Source organism: Cryptosporangium minutisporangium (assembly GCF_039536245.1).
GTDB classification, from domain to species: domain Bacteria; phylum Actinomycetota; class Actinomycetes; order Mycobacteriales; family Cryptosporangiaceae; genus Cryptosporangium; species Cryptosporangium minutisporangium.
This window is the reverse complement of record NZ_BAAAYN010000012.1, coordinates 49,416-69,280: the sequence shown is the minus strand read 5'-3', so window position 1 is coordinate 69,280 and position 19,865 is coordinate 49,416. Positions and strand designations below refer to the sequence as shown.

Annotated in this window: 15 protein-coding genes; 3 read left to right on the top strand and 12 right to left on the bottom strand. The window is 71.5% G+C overall.

All coding sequences use genetic code 11. From position 1 onward, the window contains the following. Positions 1–48: 48 nt before the first annotated feature. Together ahcY and ABEB28_RS09950 are read right to left on the bottom strand one after the other, a co-directional pair. Entirely contained in the window at positions 49–1,512 is a 1,464-nt protein-coding gene (ahcY, locus tag ABEB28_RS09955) for an adenosylhomocysteinase (RefSeq protein WP_345727715.1), read from the bottom strand. After that, positions 1,509–2,033 (bottom strand): MerR family transcriptional regulator, encoded by a 525-nt coding sequence (locus ABEB28_RS09950; protein ID WP_345727714.1) that lies wholly within the window; start codon positions 2,031–2,033, stop codon positions 1,509–1,511. Before ABEB28_RS09950 ends, ahcY begins: the two co-directional genes overlap by 4 nt. Before the next feature lie 184 nt (positions 2,034–2,217). On the opposite strand from ABEB28_RS09950, the gene ABEB28_RS09945 reads away from it, so the two are divergent. Beyond that, positions 2,218–4,917, top strand: a complete 2,700-nt coding sequence (locus ABEB28_RS09945) for an RNA polymerase sigma factor (RefSeq protein ID WP_345727713.1) — start codon at positions 2,218–2,220, stop codon at positions 4,915–4,917. 643 nt (positions 4,918–5,560) lie between these two features. Here ABEB28_RS09945 and manA read toward each other — a convergent pair. From manA to ABEB28_RS09915, 6 genes are all read right to left on the bottom strand, one after another. Next, positions 5,561–6,754, bottom strand: a complete 1,194-nt coding sequence (manA, locus tag ABEB28_RS09940) for a mannose-6-phosphate isomerase, class I (RefSeq protein ID WP_345727712.1) — start codon at positions 6,752–6,754, stop codon at positions 5,561–5,563. Further along, positions 6,738–7,730 (bottom strand): cation diffusion facilitator family transporter, encoded by a 993-nt coding sequence (locus tag ABEB28_RS09935; protein WP_345727711.1) that lies wholly within the window; start codon positions 7,728–7,730, stop codon positions 6,738–6,740. Before ABEB28_RS09935 ends, manA begins: the two co-directional genes overlap by 17 nt. Further along, a complete protein-coding gene (locus ABEB28_RS09930) occupies positions 7,727–8,797 on the bottom strand; it encodes an SIS domain-containing protein (protein WP_345727879.1) in 1,071 nt (356 codons plus the stop codon). The genes ABEB28_RS09935 and ABEB28_RS09930 overlap by 4 nt, the downstream gene beginning before the upstream one ends. A 65-nt stretch (positions 8,798–8,862) precedes the next feature. After that, positions 8,863–9,084 (bottom strand): Trm112 family protein, encoded by a 222-nt coding sequence (locus tag ABEB28_RS09925; protein WP_345727710.1) that lies wholly within the window; start codon positions 9,082–9,084, stop codon positions 8,863–8,865. Beyond that, positions 9,081–10,469 carry a phosphomannomutase/phosphoglucomutase gene (locus ABEB28_RS09920; protein ID WP_345727709.1) on the bottom strand — a complete coding sequence of 463 codons (1,389 nt, stop codon included), beginning with the start codon at positions 10,467–10,469 and terminating at the stop codon, positions 9,081–9,083. Before ABEB28_RS09920 ends, ABEB28_RS09925 begins: the two co-directional genes overlap by 4 nt. A 111-nt stretch (positions 10,470–10,580) precedes the next feature. After that, positions 10,581–10,937 (bottom strand): DUF3499 domain-containing protein, encoded by a 357-nt coding sequence (locus tag ABEB28_RS09915; protein WP_345727708.1) that lies wholly within the window; start codon positions 10,935–10,937, stop codon positions 10,581–10,583. Positions 10,938–11,061: 124 nt separating this feature from the next. Between ABEB28_RS09915 and ABEB28_RS09910 the strand changes: the two genes are divergently transcribed. After that, positions 11,062–11,526 (top strand): metallopeptidase family protein, encoded by a 465-nt coding sequence (locus tag ABEB28_RS09910; RefSeq protein ID WP_345727707.1) that lies wholly within the window; start codon positions 11,062–11,064, stop codon positions 11,524–11,526. 199 nt (positions 11,527–11,725) lie between these two features. Here ABEB28_RS09910 and ABEB28_RS09905 read toward each other — a convergent pair whose 3' ends face one another. Further along, entirely contained in the window at positions 11,726–11,983 is a 258-nt protein-coding gene (locus ABEB28_RS09905; protein WP_345727706.1) for a WhiB family transcriptional regulator, read from the bottom strand. 316 nt (positions 11,984–12,299) lie between these two features. Further along, a complete protein-coding gene (locus ABEB28_RS09900) occupies positions 12,300–13,604 on the bottom strand; it encodes an adenosylmethionine--8-amino-7-oxononanoate transaminase (RefSeq protein ID WP_345727705.1) in 1,305 nt (434 codons plus the stop codon). 107 nt (positions 13,605–13,711) lie between these two features. Between ABEB28_RS09900 and ABEB28_RS09895 the strand changes: the two genes are divergently transcribed. After that, entirely contained in the window at positions 13,712–15,982 is a 2,271-nt protein-coding gene (locus ABEB28_RS09895; protein WP_345727704.1) for a sensor histidine kinase, read from the top strand. On the opposite strand, the gene ABEB28_RS09890 is transcribed toward ABEB28_RS09895, so the two are convergent. Both ABEB28_RS09890 and ABEB28_RS09885 read right to left on the bottom strand, forming a co-directional pair. Further along, the gene (locus ABEB28_RS09890) at positions 15,969–18,566 is read right to left on the bottom strand and encodes a bifunctional FO biosynthesis protein CofGH (RefSeq protein ID WP_345727703.1); all 2,598 of its coding nucleotides are present in this window, start codon (positions 18,564–18,566) and stop codon (positions 15,969–15,971) included. The genes ABEB28_RS09895 and ABEB28_RS09890 overlap by 14 nt on opposite strands. Positions 18,567–18,623: 57 nt before the next feature. Next, entirely contained in the window at positions 18,624–19,751 is a 1,128-nt protein-coding gene (locus ABEB28_RS09885) for a hypothetical protein (protein WP_345727702.1), read from the bottom strand. Positions 19,752–19,865: the final 114 nt, after the last annotated feature.

Here is a 19,865-nt window from a genome sequence, read left to right as displayed (position 1 = left end):
GTGCCCCTACCCGCTGGTGGGCACGCTACTCACCGGCGATGTAACGGTTCAGTACCGGTAGTGGTCGGGCTTGTACGGCCCCTCCACCGGAACGCCGATGTAGTCGGCCTGGTCCTTGCGCAGCTCGGTGAGCTTGACGCCGAGGGCGTCCAGGTGCAGCCGGGCCACCTTCTCGTCCAGGTGCTTCGGCAGGACGTACACCTGCTTGTCGTACTCGGACGTCTTGGTGAACAGCTCGATCTGCGCGATCGTCTGGTTCGAGAAGCTGTTCGACATCACGAAGCTCGGGTGGCCGGTGGCGTTGCCCAGGTTCAGCAGCCGACCCTCGGACAGGACGATGATCGAGTGCCCGTCCGGGAACACCCACTCGTCGACCTGCGGCTTGATGTTGTTCCGGACGATGCCCGGGGTCTTCGCGAGACCGGCCATGTCGATCTCGTTGTCGAAGTGCCCGATGTTGCCGACGATCGCCTGGTGCTTCATCTTGGCCATGTCCTCGGCCATGATGATGTCCTTGTTGCCGGTCGTCGTGATGAAGATGTCGGCGTAACCGACGACCTCGTCGAGCGTCGTGACCTGGTAACCGTCCATCGCGGCCTGCAGCGCGCAGATCGGGTCGATCTCGGTGACGATGACCCGGGCGCCCTGGCCGCGCAGCGACTCGGCGGAGCCCTTGCCCACGTCGCCGTAGCCGAAGACGACCGCGACCTTGCCGCCGATCAGCACGTCGGTGGCGCGGTTGATGCCGTCGATCAGCGAGTGCCGGCAGCCGTACTTGTTGTCGAACTTGCTCTTGGTGACCGAGTCGTTGACGTTGATCGCCGGGAAGAGCAGCGTGCCCTGCTTGGCGAACTCGTACAGGCGGTGGACGCCGGTCGTGGTCTCCTCGGTGACGCCCTTGATCTCCGCCGCGACGTTCGTCCAGCGCTGCGGGTCCTCGCTCAGCGTCCGGTTGAGCAGGCGCAGGATGACGCCGAACTCCTCGCTGTCGGCGGTCTCCGGGTCCGGCGCGGAGCCGAGCTTCTCGAACTCGACGCCCTTGTGGACGAGCAGCGTCACGTCGCCGCCGTCGTCGAGGATCATGTTCGGGCCCTTACCGCCGGGCCAGGTCAGGATCTGCTCGGTGCACCACCAGTACTCCTCGAGCGTCTCGCCCTTCCAGGCGAAGACCGGGACGCCCTGCGGGTTCTCCGGAGTGCCGTTCGGGCCGACCGCGACCGCAGCGGCCGCGTGGTCCTGGGTGGAGAAGATGTTGCAGGATGCCCAGCGCACCTCGGCGCCGAGCGCGACCAGGGTCTCGATGAGCACCGCGGTCTGGATCGTCATGTGCAGCGAACCGGTGATCCGGGCGCCGCGCAGCGGCTGAGCGGCGGCGTATTCCTCACGGATCGACATCAGCCCGGGCATCTCGTGCTCGGCGAGCTGGATCTCCTTGCGGCCGAACGCGGCCAGGGAGAGGTCGGCGACCTTGAACGGGAGCGTTCCCGCAGGGGCGTCGGTGACGGCTGTCATCGGTTCTCCTCATGGTTCCGGTGTGCACCCGGACGGCGACCGGAGCGACTCCGGTAGTCGTCGTCCGCGATGTCCACAACCGGGTATGTCCCAGTGTCGTCCGGGATGTCTACGATCGGAAATGCCCCCGTAGGAGCGTCGACCGGGGCGGGGCGGGAGCGCTGCGCGACCGGGATCTCGGCCAGCAACTTCTGATGCTTGTCGTACTCCCAGCGCAGCCAGTCGTCGGCGGGAACGTCCGCCGGGGGAGCCGGGCGAGCCTGGAACCATTCGTCCAGCGCCGCCCGCAGCTCCTCGTCGCGGCGCAGCCGTAGCGCGAAGCCGACGTCGGTGAGCCCGATGTCGAAGCGCTGCAGCAGCTCCCGCAGCGTCCGGAGACGCTGGAGCTCGGCCGGACCGTACAGGCGGTACCCGCCGGCCGACCGCGGCGCGGCCACCAGCCCTACCTGTTCGATGTACCGGAGCATCCGCGGTGACCACCCCGTGGTCTCCGCCGCCTCCTGGATCGTGAGCGTACTCATGGCCATTTGAGGTTAGCAGCGTTCTGTGAAGGTTTCCGAATCGGGCGGGAACTGCAACCAACCCGCCCCTTCTGACGTCAATAGACCGACGGATGAGTCTGTTATGTGACAACGGCGGGGAACGTCCTCGGCCGCCTGGTCCAAGAGTGACATCATCAGAGAGCGACCGGAGGCGAGGAATTGGATGTCCACGAACAGCGACGCCCTTCCGTTTGGCTTACGTGACGATGCCGTGGTGCTCTCCGCCCTGCGCGAGAGCGACGACCCCGGCGCCGATGCCGTACCCGGAACACGAGCGAGCTGGGCCAGTGGGTTCCGCCGACACTCCACCTCCGTTGACGCCGACGGGATCGCCCAGGCCGGTCTGGACGCCCTCTTCGACCGTTACCACCGCTGGCTGTTCGGTTTGTTCATGCGGACGCTGCGGGACCGCGAGAACGCCACGATCGCGCTGGGGCAGGCCATCGGCAGCGTGGCCGCCGCCCGGCTGACCAGGCCGGAGCAGCTGCGGCTGGCGATGGCCCGGGCCGCGTACGAGAGCTGCCTGCGGGTCGGCGAGGGTCGCAGCCGGGTGACCCGGATCCGCCGGTCGCCGGACGCCACCACCCAGCTGCTGGTCGGGATCATGGACGCCGGCGGCGACGGAGAGCTGCGGCGTCTGGTCTGGCGCGCGATGGAGACGCTGACCTACCGCGAGCGCCTGCTGTTCGAGCTGGAGTGGCACGACCGGCTGGACGGACGCGACCTGGTCACCGTGATCGGCGGACGGAACGCGCAGGCGGTGCTGGCCCGGGCGCGGGACCGGATCCGCGCGACGCTGACCACGGCGGTGGCGGTCTGGTACGGCAGCGAGCGCTGCACCGACCTGCGCCGGTTGGTGCGGCACGCCGGTGCGGCCGAGGGACGCCCGGGCGTGATGCGCAGTGTGATCGAGCGGCACCTCTACGGGACGCGGTCCGAGGCACCGTGCCCGACCTGCCGGGACAGCCTGGACTCGTACGCGCTCGAGGTGCTCGGGGCGGCGCTCCCGGTCTTCGGCATCCCGCCGTTCCTCCGCGAGCAGGCGGTGGAGGTCGCGCTGGAGTACCGGCACGGGCTGCGCGCGCCGTTGGAGCACGGGGCGTTCGCGCTCGGCGCCGGTGCGGCGGCCGGCGCGGCGCCGTCCTTCGGCGCAGTGGCCGCCGGGAACGGCGGAGCTGCCGCTGTCGCCGGAGGCGCGGGCATGGGTGGCGCGGTTGCCGCCAGCGCGGGCATGGGTGGCGCGGTTGCCGCCAGCGCGGGCATGGGTGGCGCGGTTGCCGCCAGCGCGGGCATGGGTGGCGCGGTTGCCGCCAGCGCGGGCATGGGTGGCGCGGTTGCCGCCAGCGCGGGCATGGGTGGCGCGGTTGCCGCCAGCGCGGGCATGGGTGGCGCGGTTGCCGCCAGCGCGGGCATGGGTGGCGCGGTTGCCGCCAGCGCGGGCATGGGTGGCGCGGTTGCCGCCAGCGCGGGCATGGGTGGCGCGGTTGCCGCCAGCGCGGGCATGGGTGGCGCGGTTGCCGCCAGCGCGGGCATGGGTGGCGCGGTTGCCGCCAGCGCGGGCATGGGTGGCGCGGTTGCCGCCAGCGCGGGCATGGGTGGCGCGGTTGCCGCCAGCGCGGGCATGGGTGGCGCGGTTGCCGCCAGCAGCGGAATGGGCGGTGGCGCGGTCGCCGCGAGCAGCGGTGGGCTCGGCGCGGCGCTGACCAGCGGTCCCGGCCTGTCCGCCGCCCCCAGCGGCGCGGGCATGAGCGGAAACGCGGGCGGCGCGCCTGGCATGGGCGGTAGCGCGGTGAGCGGCCCCGGCGCCGGTGGTAACGCTGCGGGCGGCCCTGGCATGGGAGGTAACGCCGCGGGCGGCGCACCCGGGATGGGCGGCAACGCAGCCGGTGGCTCCGGCGCTGGTGGTAACGCCTTCGGCGGCTCAGGTGCGGGTGGCAACGCCGCAAGCGGTCCCGGCGCTGGTGGCAACGCGGCCGGCGGCTCGGGGATGGGCGGGAACGCCGCGGGCGGCCCGGGCGCCGGCGGCGGCATGGGCAGCCCAGGAATGAACGGCGGCGTGCACTCCGGACCCGGTGCGAGCGGATCGGCCGCGGACGGCATCACGATGCCGCACTCCGAGCTGCCCACCGCGATCAACCGCCTCGTCCCGAACGACGCCCCCACCCGGCCCCGGGCGGTGCGCAACGACGCGAATCCCGCGCCCCAGGGCGCTCGGCCGGGCAACGTCTACTCGGGCTCGCCGTGGGGCGCTCCGGAGGAGCTGCCCCCGAGCCACGCCTACCTCAACTCGGCCCCGACGTTCCCCGCTCCGACCGCCGGTCTGCGCCGCAGGCGCGTGGCCGCCGGTGCGGCCGCTGCGGTCGCCGCGATGATGTTCTCGATCGGCGCGGTCGTGCTGGCCCAGAACCAGGCCACCGACAACCCCGCCGACGTGCTCGCGGCCGCCAGCCCGTCGCCGCGCGCGGCGAGCACCCCGGACGGCCCGGCTCCGATGCCGCACGCACCGGACACGAACACCGGCGGCGGAAACGACCCGGACAACTACCAGATCGACACGAACACCGGGAATCAGAACCCGATCCCGATCCCCGACCCCTCGTCCGGCACGCCGACCACGCCGCCGCCCAGCCGGACGACGCCCGGGACCCGCCCGACGACCCCGACCAAGCCCCCGACGAAGACCCCGAGCAAGCCGCCGACGACCCCGCCGACGACTCCCCCGACCACGCCGCCGACGACTCCGCCGACCACGCCGCCGGACGACGATCCGACCACGACTCCGCCGCGGACGAGCGAACCCCCGGCGTCCCCGTCGACTCCGCGCACGCCGACGCCGTCGGACGTGGTGGTGGTCCCGGCCTGACTCAGGCCGTGGGTGGCTCGGAACGCCGTAGTCGCTAGGAACCCGTAGTCGCTAGGAACCCGTAGTCACTCGGAACCCGTAGTCACTCGGAACCCGTAGTCACTCGGAACCCGTAGTCACTCGGAACCCGTAGTCACTCGGAACCCGTAGTCACTCGGAACCCGTAGTCACTCGGAACCCGTAGTCACTCGGAACCCGTAGTCACTCGGAACCCGTAGTCACTCGGAACCCGTAGTCACTCGGAACCCGTAGTCACTCGGAACCCGTAGTCACTCGGAACCCGTAGTCACTCGGAACCCGTAGTCACTCGGAACCCGTAGTCACTCGGAACCCGTAGTCACTCGGAACCCGTAGTCACTCGGAACCCGTAGTCACTCGGAACCCGTAGTCACTCGGAACCCGTAGTCACTCGGAACCCGTAGTCACTCGGAACCCGTAGTCACTCGGAACCCGTAGTCACTCGGAACCCGTAGTCACTCGGAACCCGTAGTCACTCGGAACCCGTAGTCACTCGGAACCCGTAGTCACTCGGAACCCGTAGTCACTCGGAACCCGTAGTCACTCGGAACCCGTAGTCACTCGGAACCCGTAGTCACTCGGAACCCGTAGTCACTCGGAACCCGTAGTCACTCGGAACCCGTAGTCACTCGGAACCCGTAGTCGCTTGGAACACCGTGCCGGTGCCGGTCAGCGTGACGTCGCGGTGGCCGGCCGACACGTAGCCGGCCTGGCCACCGCGCAGCTCGGCCGGGTCGGTGCCGTCATCGACCGTCACGGCGCCCTCCAGACAGAACAGGATCCGCGGCCCGTCACCGGCGAGCGACGCCCGCCCTCCGGCCTCGTCCAGCACGACCCGGGTCAGCACGAACTCCGGCACCGGCGGGGCCCACACCCGGACGCCCGGCCCCGCCTCCACGGCCGGGAACGGCTCCGGCGGCATCACCTCGAAGCGCACGACCCGCAGCAGCTCGGGAACGTCGACGTGCTTCGGCGTCAGCCCGCCCCGCAGCACGTTGTCGGAGCACGCCATCACCTCGACGCCGACGCCGTGCAGGTACGCGTGCAGCACGCCGGCGGGCAGGAACATCGCCTCTCCGGGTGCGAGCACCAGGTGGTTGAGCAGGAGCGCCAGCACCACGCCGATGTCGCCGGGGAACTGGTCAGCCAACTCCACCGCCAGCCGGTAGTCCGGGGACTCCCCGATCACCGCGCGGCACGCGTCCGCAAAAGCGACGGCCACCTGGTCGGCGTCCGGGAGCGCGAAGAGGCCCGCCACGAACGTCCGTAGTCCGCCGCCGTCCGGCGTCAGCCGGAGCCCGTCGAGCAGCGGTTTGAGCGCGGGAACCGCGCTGACGACCGGCGCGAGCACGGCGACCGAGCGTTCGACCGACCGGAACCCGCAGAGCGCGGAGAACTCCCCCACCGCGCAGATCAGCTCCGGCTTGTGGTTCGGGTCGACGTAGCTACGGCGCGGATCACCGGCCGCGAGACCGGCCGCCTCGGCTGCGGCGAACCCGGTCCTGGCCTGATCCTCGCTCGGATGGGCCTGTAACGACAGCGGGGTCTCGGCCGCCAGGAGCTTCAGCAGGAACGGCATCCGCGCGCCGTGCGCGGCCGCCACCGATGCCCCGAGTTCCCCCGCGGGGTCGGCCGCGACGAGCGCGTCGAGTCCGTGCTCGGCACCGTCCCGGATGAGGCGGGACGGCGCCGACGGGTGGCCCCCCATCCAGAGCTCGGCCTCCGGCTCCCGGCTGGGCACCGGACGACCTTGCACGCGGGCGATCGCCGACGTGGAGCCCCAGGCGTACGTGCGGATCGGGTTAGTGAGTAGCTCCACGGGTCTCGGCGTCTCCCCCAGCAGGCGCGCTCTCCGCGGACTGCGCGGCGCGAACCTTCGATGCGTGATAAATGTCCGGCTCCAGGTAGATCACCCGGGCGACCGGCACCGCATCCCTGATCCGCGTTTCAGCGGCGTCGATCGCTTCGGCGACCTTACCCGCCGTCTCGTCGTGGTGGACGGCGATCTTGGCCGCGACCAGCAGTTCGTCCGGTCCCAGGTACAGCGTCTTCATGTGGATGATGCGCTGGACCGTGCTGTTCTCCGCGCAGATCGCCCGCTCGATCCGCTCCAGGTCCTCGGCGCTGGCCCCTTCGCCGAGCAGCAGGCTCTTCGTCTCGATCGCGAGGAACACCGCCACCGCCACCAGCAGGATGCCGATCGCGAGCGTGCCGATCGCGTCCCAGAGACCGTCGTGGGTGATCAGCGTCATGCTGACGCCGAACAGCGCGAAGACCAGACCGAGCAGCGCCGCGGTGTCTTCCAGCAGCACTACCGGGAGCTCCGGCGCCTTGGCCCGGCGGATGAACCGGACCAACGACACCGAACCACGGCTCTTGTTCGTCTCCCGGAGCGCGGTCGTGAAGGAGTAGATCTCCAGGCCGATCGCGACCAAGAGCACGACGACCGGCACCCAGTGCCAGGACTCGATCGGCTCCCGGTGCTCCAGCTTGTGGTAGCCCTCGTAGAGCGCGAACAGACCACCCACGGTGAACAGCACGATCGAGACGATGAACGCGTAGATGTAGCGCTCACGCCCGTAGCCGAACGGGTGCTCGGGTGTCGCCGCCCGCTTGGCCCTCCGACCGCCGAGCAGCAGCAGGAGCTGGTTGCCGGAGTCGGCCAGCGAGTGGATCGCCTCCGCCAGCATCGACGAGGAACTGGTCAGCAACCAGGCGACGAGCTTGGTCACTGCGATGCCCAGATTGGCGATCAGGGCCGCGACGATGGCCTTGACGCCGCCTTCGGTGCTCACGCGTTCGTTCGCTCCTTCAGTTCGGAGACGGCCCGAACCGCGATCGGGTCGAGGCCGTGCAAGAGGGCGAGGTATACCGACGCGAAGTCCGGCACCGCGATGAGCGACGCCAGCCGCTCGAGCTCGGAACCACCTTCCGCGTTCAGCACGCTGACCCCTATACCCCGTTCCCGAGCCAAATCCTCAATCGCGTTCGCGCGAGCTGCGTCGACCTCCGACTCGCCGTCGTCGCGCAGCAGCACCAGGCGCAGTTTGGTGGAGCCGGCCGAGTCGACCCGGTCGGCGAAGAAGTCGTCCGCGTCGTCGGCGAGCGACCCGAAGACGCCGTCGATCAGGCCGACGCGGCCACGGCCGGCCTCGATCAGGTTGCCGGCGATGGCGGGGTACCGGGCGTTCGCGGCGAGCTGGTCGGCGAACCGGTTGGCCGCGACCGTCGCCAGCGCGGACGTGCCCCACACCACCGGGATCGTGTTCGCCAGCTCGATCGCGAGCGACTTGCCCTCGTTGACGAACGACTCGGCGGTCGGACGGCAGCGCTCGGCGTCGTTGTCGAGCCGGGTCGCGGTCTCGGCGAAATCGGCCTCGGTGACCTGGCACATGCCCAGTGCCCGTCCGGCGAGCAGCACCGGGGCGGCGAGCGACCAGAACGCCACCCGGGCCGGGCGGCGCCGGGGCACCGGAACGAACAGCGCCCGCGCGCGCTCGGCCATCGACTGCAGCTCACTGTCGGGCGCGCCGATCGCGACCAGCCGGGCACCGCGGTGCATCGCGGCCTCGGCGGCGGCGAGCGCCTCCGGGCTACGACCGGAGGCGGAGACCGCGACGACGACGTCGGCGGCACCCACCCAGCCCGGCACGCCGCGGCTGCGATGCAGGACGACCGGCACCGGGCAGCGCGGACCGGCGACCGCGGACAGCACGTCACCGGTACGGGCCGCGGTGCCGACGCCGGCGACGACGAGCGCACGCGGCCGAATCTCCTCGGACAGCACGTGCAGGCCGGCCTCGGCGGCGAGCGAGACGGCTTCCCGCAGCTGCGGCCCGGCGCCCGCGGTGGCCCGGAGCATCTCCGCCGGGTCGGCCCCGGACAGAACGTCGGCGTCGTCCAGACGGGTCTCGTCGATCTGAGCAGTCACTGCGCGCCGCCGGCCGTGGTGTCGCCGGTCGCACCGCCGTCTTCCGCACCGCGGTGACGAGCCTCGTCGAGCAGCAGCACCGGGATGCCGTCCCGGATCGGGTACGACCGGTCACAGACCGTGCAGGCCAGCTCGCTCGCTTCCTCGTCCAGACGCAGCGGCGCGTGGTCGTCGCTGGGGCAGGCCAGGATCTCCAGAAGTGCGGAATCGACAGTCACAGTGCCTCCGGGGTAGAGCGGACCAGAGCCAGGACCTGGTCGCGGATCTCGGCCATCCGTTCCGGCGTCGCCGCCTCGACGTTCAGGCGGAGCAGCGGCTCGGTGTTGGACGCCCGCAAGTTGAACCATGCGCCGTCCGGGAAGGTGACCGTGGTTCCGTCGAGCGTGTCGACCTCGGTTTCCGGGCCCACCAGCGCGTCGAGCACCGCACGGACGCTCGCGGCCTGGTCGGCCACTACCGAGTTGATCTCGCCGGACGCGACGTAGCGCTGGTACTCCGCCCCGAGCTCGGAGAGCGGCCGATCGCTCTCGCCGAGGGCCGCGAGCACGTGCATCGCCGCCAGCATGCCGGTGTCGGCTCGCCAGAAATCACGGAAGTAGTAGTGCGCCGAGTGCTCGCCGCCGAACACCGCGTCGCTCTCGGCCATCTGGGCCTTGATGAACGAGTGGCCCACCCGCGTGCGGACCGGGTTCCCGCCGTGCTCGCGCACGATCTCCGGGACGGCCCGCGACGTGATCAGGTTGTGGATGATCGTCGCGCCCGGGTGCTTGGCCAGTTCGCGGACGGCCACCAGCCCGGTGATCGCGCTCGGGCTCACCGGCTCGCCCAACTCGTCGACCACGAAGCAGCGGTCGGCGTCGCCGTCGAACGCGAGCCCGATGTCCGCCTTGTGCTCGACGACCGCCTTCTGCAGGTCGACGAGGTTCGCGGGGTCCAGCGGATTGGCCTCGTGGTTCGGGAAGTTCCCGTCCAACTCGAAGTAGAGGGGGACGATCGTCAGCGGCAGGCCCTCGCCGAGCACCACGGGAACCGTGTGGCCGCCCATCCCGTTTCCGGCGTCGACCACGACGGTGAGCGGGCGGATGCCGCGGAGGTCGACGAGCGAGCGCAGGTACTTCCCGTACTCACCGAGCAGGTCGACGCTGGTGACCTCCGCGCTCGCGGTCGCCGCAGGCGCCCCTTCGGCGAGGATCTTCTCGGCCGTGGTGCGGATCGTCGTGAGCCCGCTCGTCTGCCCGATCGGCGTCGCGCCCGCCCGGCAGAGCTTGATGCCGTTGTACTGGGCCGGGTTGTGGCTGGCGGTGAACATCGCACCGGGCAGGTTCAGGTGGCCGGCGGCGAAGTACAGCAGGTCGGTGGAGCCCAGGCCCGCCTCGGTGACCGAGACGCCCTGGCTCAGCGCGCCCTCGGCGAACGCACGGGACAGGGGCACCGAGCTCTCCCGCATGTCGTGCGCGGTGACGATGCCGGTGCTGCCCTCGCCCCGGACGAGTAGGGCGAACGCGGCGCCCAGTGCCCGCGCCACGTCTTCGTTGAACTGTTCGGGTACGACGCCGCGGACGTCGTAGGCCTTCACCAGGCCGGACAGGTCATGGGGGGACACAGCGCGCGCTCCTTCGATGCGGTGCGTTGCTCGGGAGCCTATCCGGGACGGGCGACAGCGATGCGCTCGGCAGGTCGGTCGACCTGCTACCTGGCTGCTCGGCGGGACCGGTCAGCGGGGATTGGGCAACGCCCGCAGGTGCCCTCGTCGGCCGACCTGCGGCGGACCGTCCTTCGCCGGACTCTCGGCACTCGCCGGCCGAGCGGCCTCGCGAACCGCGTCGGCCAGGGCCGCCAGGTCGTCGCTGCTCGGTGGCGGCGCTGCCCAGTCGCCTTCGGCGCGGACCAGGTCCCAACCCTTCGGGGCGGTGAGCCGCTCGGCGTGGCCCTCGCAGAGGTCGTAAGTGTGTGGTTCGTGCGATACCGCGAGCGGACCGATCACCGCGGTGGACTCCGCGTAGACGTAGGTCAACGTCGCCACCGCAGGCTGGGAACAGCCGTTCTTGGAGCAGCGCCGGTGAGACCTCACGGCGGAACGGTATCGGGCGGCGGGCTCCGGCGCCAACGGTCGCCCGCGGTGTGGCGGGTGTGTCGCACATCAACCGGGGTGAATCGACCGGTCTGTTCTCCGCGATGCGCACTATCCTGCTGCCATGGCCTCGCCCGCCGAGCACCAGCGCCGTCCCGGCACGTCCCGCCGCGACCGGCGCGGTCGTGGCATGCGCGGACGCCTGGTACCCGCGACGGTTCCGCTCTCCCGCAGCCGTGCGCAGATCTTCGACGACCTCGTCCTGGACGCCGTCGAGCACCTGGAGCCGCGGTGGTCCACGCAGCTGCGCGACGTCGAGTTCGCGGTCGAGGACGTCCCGCCTGAGCTGCCCTCGTACGACTCGGACGTGCTCGAGGACGGCAACGTCCCGCTGGCGCGGTTGCTCCCCGGACGCGATGGCGGACGGGGGCGCAGCACGCCACCGCGGATCGTCGTCTACCGGCGTCCGCTCGAAGCGCGCGCGTACGACCGGGAAGATCTCGCCGACCTGGTCCACGACGTCGTCGTGGAACAGGTGGCGAACTTGCTCGGTCTCGATCCGGACGACGTCGACCCGCCCGGGCACTGAGCAGCGGCGGTGACGGCGGGACGCTGCGGCTTTCGGCGCCGAGCACCCTCGGGCTGCTCTCGTGAGCGTGTGATCCGCGCACGATCGTGGCGCGGGTGCCCCCGTAAGCGACGACCCCACCCCCGCTGGTCGGTCGCGTCCGGACGGCGCAGATTCCGATGTCGACGGCTGCGATGCCGCTCAGCACACCGGGGCTGGCTCAGATGACCCGCTTCTTCAGCTTGCGACGCTCGCGTTCCGACAGTCCACCCCAGATACCGAAGCGTTCGTCGTGAGCCAGCGCGTACTCCAAGCACTCCGCCTTGACCTCGCATCCGGTACAGATGCGCTTGGCCTCGCGGGTCGAACCGCCCTTCTCCGGAAAGAAAGCTTCCGGGTCCGTCTGCGCGCAGAGCGCGCGATCCTGCCACTCCGGTGCCTCACCGACTACGAGATCGGTGATCACTTCTGCGGCCACTGCCGTGCCTCCTCCACTCGTACGCCGGCCGCGCGGCTGGCGCGTCGAACCCCCTGTGGAAGGCGATATGGACTATCCCCATTGGGAATTACACGCGTGTAATGCCGGTCCCGTCAAGAGACATTTTGACCTGATATGTGCATTTTTATCACGTGTCAGCCTAGGTGAGGGAACCCACCCAGCCAAAAAGGGTCGAACCGGCGCCGAGCGGGAACACCTGTCACCGCTGTCTCAGGGCACCCTTTCCCCGGAGATCCCAGCGTCGCAGCGATTCGCAACCGCGACGGCCCGCGAGGGCCCGCGAGGGCCCGAAACCCTATTCCGGGCGGGCCGCCGCGGCGACGATCGCGGCGCAGACCTGGGCCACATCGGCGGCCGCGCCCGGAGTCTCCTCGCCCATCAGGTAGGGCGGCATCGTGTAGATCAGGTTCCGGAACGGCCGCAGCCATACTCCCCGCTCGACGACGTCAGCGGTGACCCGGGCGACGTCGACCGGTGCGTGCAACTCCACCACGCCGATCGCGCCGAGCACCCGGACGTCCGCCACGGTCGACAGCGCCCGCGCCGGCTCCAGACCGGTGCGCAGGCGATCGGAGAGGCGCGCGACGGTAGCGCGCCACGGCCCGTCCAGCAGTAGCCGGATACTCGCCACCGACACCGCCGCCGCGAGCGGATTGGCCATGAACGTCGGGCCGTGCATCAGCGTGCCGACGCCCTGAGCGACCGCCCGGGTCGTGAGCACCGCAGCCATCGTGAGGTACCCACCGGTCATCGCCTTGCCCACCGCCATGACGTCCGGGCTCACGCCCGCGGCGTCCGCGGCGAAGAGCGTCCCGGTGCGGCCGAACCCGGTGGCGATCTCGTCGAAGATCAGCAGGACGCCGGTGGCGTCGCACACCTCGCGCAGCACCCGGAGGTAGGCCGGGTCGTAGAACCGCATCCCGCCGGCGTTCTGGACGATCGGCTCGACGATCACCGCGGCCAGCTCACCGGCGTGCCGCTCGACCAGCGCGACGAGTTCGTCCGCGTACCCGGCGTCGAACTCGGCCGGTGGGGGCGGCGCGAACAGGTGCTGCGGCAGCACTCCGGCGAACAGGTGGTGCATGCCGTTGACCGGGTCGCAGACGGCCATCGCGCCGAACGTGTCGCCGTAGTAGCCACTCCGGACGGTCAGCAGGCGGGTCCGGTCGGATCGTCCCGTCGAGAGTTGGTACTGCAGGGCGGTCTTGATCGCCACCTCGACGGCGACCGAACCGGAGTCGGCGAAGAACACGGTCTCCAGCGGCGCCGGGGTGATCTCCACCAGCAGGCGCGCCAGCTCGACGGCCGGCGGGTGGGTGAGCCCGCCGAACATGACGTGCGCCATCCGCCCGAGCTGGTCGGTGGCCGCGGCGTTGAGTACCGGGTGGTTGTAGCCGTGGATCGCGGCCCACCAGGAACTCGTGCCGTCGACCAGCTGCCGGCCGTCGGCCAGGCGGAGTCGCACGCCGGACGCCGAGACCACCGGCAGCACCGGCGCCGGATCCACCATCCCGGCGTACGGGTGCCAGATGTGGGCGGCGTCCAGCGTGCGCAGTTCGTCGGCCGAGCGGGCCTGGTACGCGTCATCGGAGGTCGCCATGGAGGCCGACCCTACTTCGCGGGCTCCGGGGCGCCCGCGAAGGTCGTTTACACAAAACCGGCAAACAGGGCTTATTCTTCCTGTACTGCCAGCATGGGGGGTGCCGGGTGGATCGTCCGACGAGCGGTTACTGGCCCAGCCGGGACTCCGTGTTGGGTGCGCCCGACCGGATCGCGGCCGTCGACCGCGCCCACTCCACGGCGTCCCGCTGCCTCGCCGACCAGCTGGCCCGGCTCGTCGCGGAGGCCTGTGGGGCACCGAACGCGCTGATCTCGCTGGTGCACGTCCAGCGGCAGATCGTCCTCGGTTCGTTCGGCGCCGGACGGGCGGGGGCCGGACCGGCGGAGATCGCCGCCGAGCGGTCGCTCTGCGAGGCGGTGGTCGCGGCAGGGATCCCGATCATCGTCGGCGACGCAACTCAAGACCGGCGGTTCGCCGAGACCGCGGCGGTGCGGAAACACGGGCTGGCGGCCTACGTCGGGTTCCCGATCCGGGACGCCGAGGACCAGGTCGTCGGCGTGCTGGCGATCGGTGACCACCTGCCGCGCGACTGGTCCGCCCGGCAGCTCACGGTGATCGACGACGCCGCGCAGCTGTTCACGGCCGGCCTGGCCGGTGAGATCGACCGCGAACGGCGGCTCGCGGGCGGAGACGACGGTGCGGAGCCCGGCCCGGCCGCCGAGGCAGCGTCCACCGAGACGGGGGCCCCGGAGACGGCCGTGCCCGACACCGTCGCCGACCTCACCGACCCGAGCCCCGCGGACCGGCTCGACGAGATCCACGCGTTCACCGAAGCGCTGCTCACCAGCTTGCAGACCGGCGTCGCGGCCTGTGATCGCCACGGCCGGCTGATCGTCTTCAACCAGGCGGTACGCCGGATGCTCGGCATGCCCGACGACGGGGCGACCGACGTCGAGCCGGACGAGTGGCCGGGCGCCCTGCACCTGTACCACCCCGACCGCCGCCCGTTCGCCGCCGACGACGTGCCGCTGCGCCGGGCGCTGCGCGGCGAACGGCTCCGGGACGTCGACGTGCTCGTGCTCGCGCCCGGACAACGTCCCCGCATGGTCTCGGTGAACGGCCAGCCGATCGTGGACTCCGCCGGTGACCGGATCGGGGCGGTGATCACCGTCGAGGACATCACCCAGCGTCGCCGCGCCGAGCAGCTCCAGGCCTGCGAGCTCGCCACCGCCCAGGCACTGGCCGACACGTCCGACCTACCCGCGGCCGCCACGACCGCCCTCGCGGCGATCGGCACCAGCCTGAACTGGCCGCACGCCGAGCTCTGGCTCGCCGACGAACTGTCCGGCGCGCTCACCCCGGTCGCGCGCTGGGACGAGCCCGGACGCGCCTCGATCCCCCGGATGTCCGATCCGGTCGTCGGCGGGGCCGGCCTGACCGGCACGGTGTGGAAGGCCGGTGCGCCGATCTGGGTCCCCGACATCGCGGCCGGACCGATGGCCGACCCGGTCGCGGCCGGCTGCGGGCTGCACGCTGCGCTCGGCGTCCCGGTACGGAGCGGTGACCAGACGATCGGCGTGTTGGCGTTCTTCTCGGCGCACGCGGAGGAGCCCGAGTCCTCGCTGATCGCGGTGCTGCTCGGCATCGCGGCGCAGATCGGTCAGTACCTCGAACGCCGCCGGGCGGAGAGCTACGCCGTCCGCCTCGCGCGCTCCGAGGAGGAGTACATCGCGCTCGTCGGCCACGAGCTACGCACGCCGCTGACGTCGATCGCCGCCTACGCGGAGCTGCTCCGGGAGTCGCCGGACGACGAGCGGCTGGGCAGCCTCCGGCCGCTGTTGGAGGTCGTCGACCGCAACACCCGCCTCCTGCTGGCGATCGTGGAGAACCTGCTCGACCTCGCCGCGCTCGACTCCGGCCACACCATGCTCGAGTTGGTGCCCACCGACCTGGCGACGATCGTCCGGGAGGCCGTGGAGGCGTACCGCCCGGCCGCCGACGAGCAGGGCGTCCGGCTCCGCGCCGAGCTACCGCCGGACGCGCCGCTCGTCGCCGACCCGGAGCGACTCCGGCAGGCGGTGGACCACCTGATCGACAACGCCGTGCGCTACAGCCCGGACGGTGGCGACGTGAACGTCTCGCTCGACCGGAGTGACAGTGTGGTCGCCCTGACCGTCGCCGACTCCGGCATCGGCATCCCGGAGACCGAGCTGGAGCTGGTGACCCGCCGGTTGCGCCGGGGCTCCCGCAGCACCGAGCGGAAGATCCGCGGCACCGGACTCGGGCTGGCGATCGCCTCCACCGTGCTCGCCAGGCACGGCGGCACGCTCACGCTGCAGTCGCCGGGCGAGCAGGGCACCACCGCGACCGCCCGGCTACCGCAGCATCCGCCGACGGCCGCCGTTACGCGAGGGTGAGCGTCGGGCGGGACGGCACCTCACCGTAGGTCGTGGTGCGCTGCCGCACCGGGCGGCCGGCGGCCGCGGCCATCGCGGTGAGCTCCTCCACCGAGCGCTCGCTACCGTTCTCCGACCCCGCCATCCGGCTGATCGTCTCCTCCATCAACGTGCCACCGACGTCGTCGGCGCCGCCGTTGAGGATCTGCACCGCCCCCGCATCGCCGAGCTTCACCCAGGAGCACTGGATGTGGTCGATCCGCCCGTGCAACGCCAGCCGCGCGATCGCGTGCACGGCGCGGTTCTGCGCGTTGGTCGGCCCCGGCCGGGCGATGCCGGCCAGGTAGATCGGCGCGTTGGTGTGGATGAACGGCAGCGGCACGAACTCGGTGAAGCCGCCGGTCTCGTCCTGGATCTCGGCGAGCGTCCGGAAGTGCCCGAGCCAGTGCCCGGAGTGGTCCACGTGCCCGTACATCATCGTCGACGACGAGCGGATACCCAGCCGGTGCGCGGTCTTGACGATCTCGATCCACTCCGCGGCAGGCAGCTTGCCCTTGGTGAGCACCCAGCGGACTTCGTCGTCGAGGATCTCGGCGGCGGTGCCCGGAATCGTGTCCAGCCCCGCTTCCTTCATCATCACCAGCCAGTCGTGCACCGACATGTTCGCCTTGGCGCTGGCGGTGGCGACCTCCATCGGGCTGAACGCGTGCACGTGCATGCCCGGCACCCGCTCCTTCACCGCCCGGACCAGGTCCGCGTAGCCCCGGCCGGACAGCTCCGGGTCGATGCCGCCCTGCATGCAGACCTCGGTGGCTCCGACCGCCCACGCCTCCGCGGCCCGGTCGGCGACCTCGCTGTTCGACAGCCGGTACGCGTCGGCGTCGGTGCGGCGCTGGGCGAACGCGCAGAACCGGCATCCGACGTAGCAGACGTTGGTGAAGTTGATGTTCCGGTTCACCACGTACGTGATCGCGTCGCCGACGACCTCGCGGCGCAGGTCGTCGGCGAGCTTCGTCAGCGTGTCGAGTGCGGCGCCTTCGGCGGCGAACAACGCCAGCGCAGCGTCGGTGTTCTGCGGCAGCAGCAGTGCGGCCGGGTCGTCTGCCGCGATGCTCAAGCCTGTGCGGACGTCGGACGCGAGGCGCTCGGGCGCGGACGCCGTCGGCATCTCCACGTGCTCCGCGACGGCCTCCCAATCGCCGTAGACGGTCGAGAAGTCACCTCGGCGGTCCTCGGTGCGGCCGGTCGTGTCGATCGTGGTGTGCAGATCCGTGCGGCCGACGCTCTCGATCAGCGCCGGGTCGGGCTCCTGCCACGGACGGCCGACCGGGATGGCCGCCTCGTTCGCCAGGCCGGTCTCCGGATCCATCAGGGCGTGCACATGGCCGGCGACCCGAGGGTCGATCCACGGCTCGCCGGCGAGCACGTACTTCGGGTGCGCGGTCAGCCGCTCGCGCAGCGTGAAGCCGGCCGCGGCGCTGCGGCGAGCCAGTTCCTCGATCTGCGGCCACGGGCGCTCGGGGTTGACGTGGTCCGGCGTGACCGGCGAGACACCGCCCCAGTCGTCGATACCAGCGCGCAGCAGCAGCGCGTACTCATCCGTCGTCTCGGCCCCGGCCGGGGTGTGCAGCTCGTCCAGGAGGTTCGGCGGCGCCTGCAGGCGCATCTTCGGCCCGAGCACCAGCCGCGCGACCGCGACCGTGGCCAGGTAGTCGTCGAAGTCGGCGTCCGGCTCGTTGCGCATCGCGGTGTCCGGCTTCGCGCGGAAGTTCTGGATGATGACTTCCTGGATGTGCCCGTACTCGCGCGCGGACTGGCGGATCGCGAACAACGACTCCGCCCGCTCCGCGTGGTTCTCGCCGATGCCGACCAGGATGCCGGTGGTGAACGGAACGCCGACCCGGCCGGCGTCGGTGAGTGCCCGCAGCCGGACGGCGGGCTCCTTGTCCGGCGAGCCGTAGTGCGGGCCCCCCGGCTCGGACCACAGGCGGGTGGCCGTGGTCTCCAGCATCATGCCCATGCTCGGCGCCACCGGCTTGAGGCGCTGCAGCTCCGCCCAGCTCATCACGCCTGGGTTGAGGTGCGGCAGCAGGCCGGTCTCCTCCAACACCGCGATCGCACACGCGCGCACGTAGTCCAGCGTGGACGCGTACCCGCGGGAGTCGAGCCACTCCCGTGCGACCGGCCAGCGCTCCTCCGGACGGTCACCGAGCGTGAACAGCGCTTCCTTGCAGCCCTGCTCGGCGCCGGCCTTCGCGATCGCGACGACCTCGTCACGGTCGAGGAACGTGTGCGGAACCTTGTGCGGGACGGTCGCGAACGTGCAGTAGTGGCAGCGGTCACGGCAGAGCCGGGTGACCGGGATGAACACCTTGCGGGAGTAGGTGACGATCCCCGGCCGCCCGGCGTCGACCAGGCCGGCGTCCCGCACCCGACTCGCGATCGTCAGGAGTTCCTCGAGGTGATCGCCCCGGGCGGTGAGGAGCGTGGCGGCTTCCCCCGGGTCGAGGCTGACGCCGTCCCGAGCGCGACGCAAAGCACGCTTGAGACCACGGTCGTCGGGAGTACCGGTGTAGGCGACGTTCGGGCGTGTGACCTCGACCATGACGGCCACCCTATGTCGCGCTGAACGCGGTTGACCGAGAGCCGATAGTGGCGCGAGTTACCTCTCGTCGTCGGCGTTCCGCGGCCGGTGCGCGCCGCCCTGCTCCGGCGGCAGGAGATCGTTCACGTTGACCACGTTCGTGTCCTGGGCGTCCGGGCGCCCGGCGCTACCCGGGGGCGTCGGATAACCGCTGGTCGGGCCGGGGTAGCCGCTGGTCGGCGCGGAGGACGGCGGTCCGTATCCGGGCTGGGGCGCCGGGTAGGCGCCAGCGGGGCCCGGAGCCCCGTACGGCGGTCCCGACGCGGGCTGCCCGGCATAACCCTGCCCCGGCTGGCCGGGCTGGCCGCCGTAGGGAACGCCCGAGCTCGGCGGGGCGTACGCGCCAGGCTGACCGGAGGTCGGGGCCTGGCTCGGCCACTGCGACTGGCCCGGCCCGGCCGGCTGGCCCGGCCCTCCCGGCTGGCCCGGCCACGAGGACTGCCCGGGGGTGCCGTAGGCGGCACCCGACGTCGGCTGCGCTCCGGTCGGCTGACCTTGCTGGGCTCCCTGACCGGGCCACGACCCCTGCTGCGGCGGCCAGCCCTGCTGCGGCTGACCGGGCTGGCCGTACGGGCTGCCACCGGGCATCGGTACCGCGCCGGTGTGCGCCGCCGGTCGCGAACCGGTGTCGCCGGGCATGCCCTCGCCGTACGGCGCGCCGGGGTACCCCGCGTAACCGGCCTGCGCCGGCCGCGAACCGCGCACCGCGAGCAGCGTCTGCACAGCGAAGAAGAGCGCGCCCGCGATCAGCGCCAGCCAGGCGAGCCCTTCCAGGAACGCGACGAACTTGGACCCGGTCGAGTACCCGGCCGCGAACGTGCTGAGCATCGTCACCAGCCCGAACAGGGCCGCGAAGCCCAGCTCGGCGACGGCCACGATGCTCACCAGCGGGACCAGCTTCTCTTTCGGCGGGTTCACGACGGCGGCCAGCACGACCGCGAGCGCGGGCAGCAGCGCCGGGGCCAGCCCGAGGAACCAGCCCCGCGAGGTCGCCAGCGCATCGGTCACGTCGAGGGACGACGTCGGAATCGAGAACAGCCCGACCACGAGCAGGAAGCCGTTCACGGCCAACAGCAGTACCGCCGCCGGCCCGCGTAACCGCTCGAAGACGGCCCGGACGGGCGGAAGGGCCTCGGTGGACGACACGGTCTTCTCCTTCGACGGCAGGATCTCCGCATATCGGCAGGTGCGCCCGCCAGCCTGGCACAACCCACCGGGGAGGTGTGAGCGAACGCCCCGGGCGACCGCCGTCCGCGGCGT

Excerpts from the sequence above, each read along its gene's own strand:
- ahcY (WP_345727715.1), bottom strand. The coding sequence starts at position 1,512 with ATGACAGCCGTCACCGACGCCCCTGCGGGAACGCTCCCGTTCAAGGTC.
- ABEB28_RS09950 (WP_345727714.1), bottom strand. The coding sequence starts at position 2,033 with ATGAGTACGCTCACGATCCAGGAGGCGGCGGAGACCACGGGGTGGTCA.
- ABEB28_RS09945 (WP_345727713.1), top strand. The coding sequence starts at position 2,218 with ATGTCCACGAACAGCGACGCCCTTCCGTTTGGCTTACGTGACGATGCC.
- ABEB28_RS09930 (WP_345727879.1), bottom strand. The coding sequence starts at position 8,797 with ATGCTCCGGGCCACCGCGGGCGCCGGGCCGCAGCTGCGGGAAGCCGTC.
- ABEB28_RS09910 (WP_345727707.1), top strand. The coding sequence starts at position 11,062 with ATGGCCTCGCCCGCCGAGCACCAGCGCCGTCCCGGCACGTCCCGCCGC.
- ABEB28_RS09900 (WP_345727705.1), bottom strand. The coding sequence starts at position 13,604 with ATGGCGACCTCCGATGACGCGTACCAGGCCCGCTCGGCCGACGAACTG.
- ABEB28_RS09890 (WP_345727703.1), bottom strand. The coding sequence starts at position 18,566 with ATGGTCGAGGTCACACGCCCGAACGTCGCCTACACCGGTACTCCCGAC.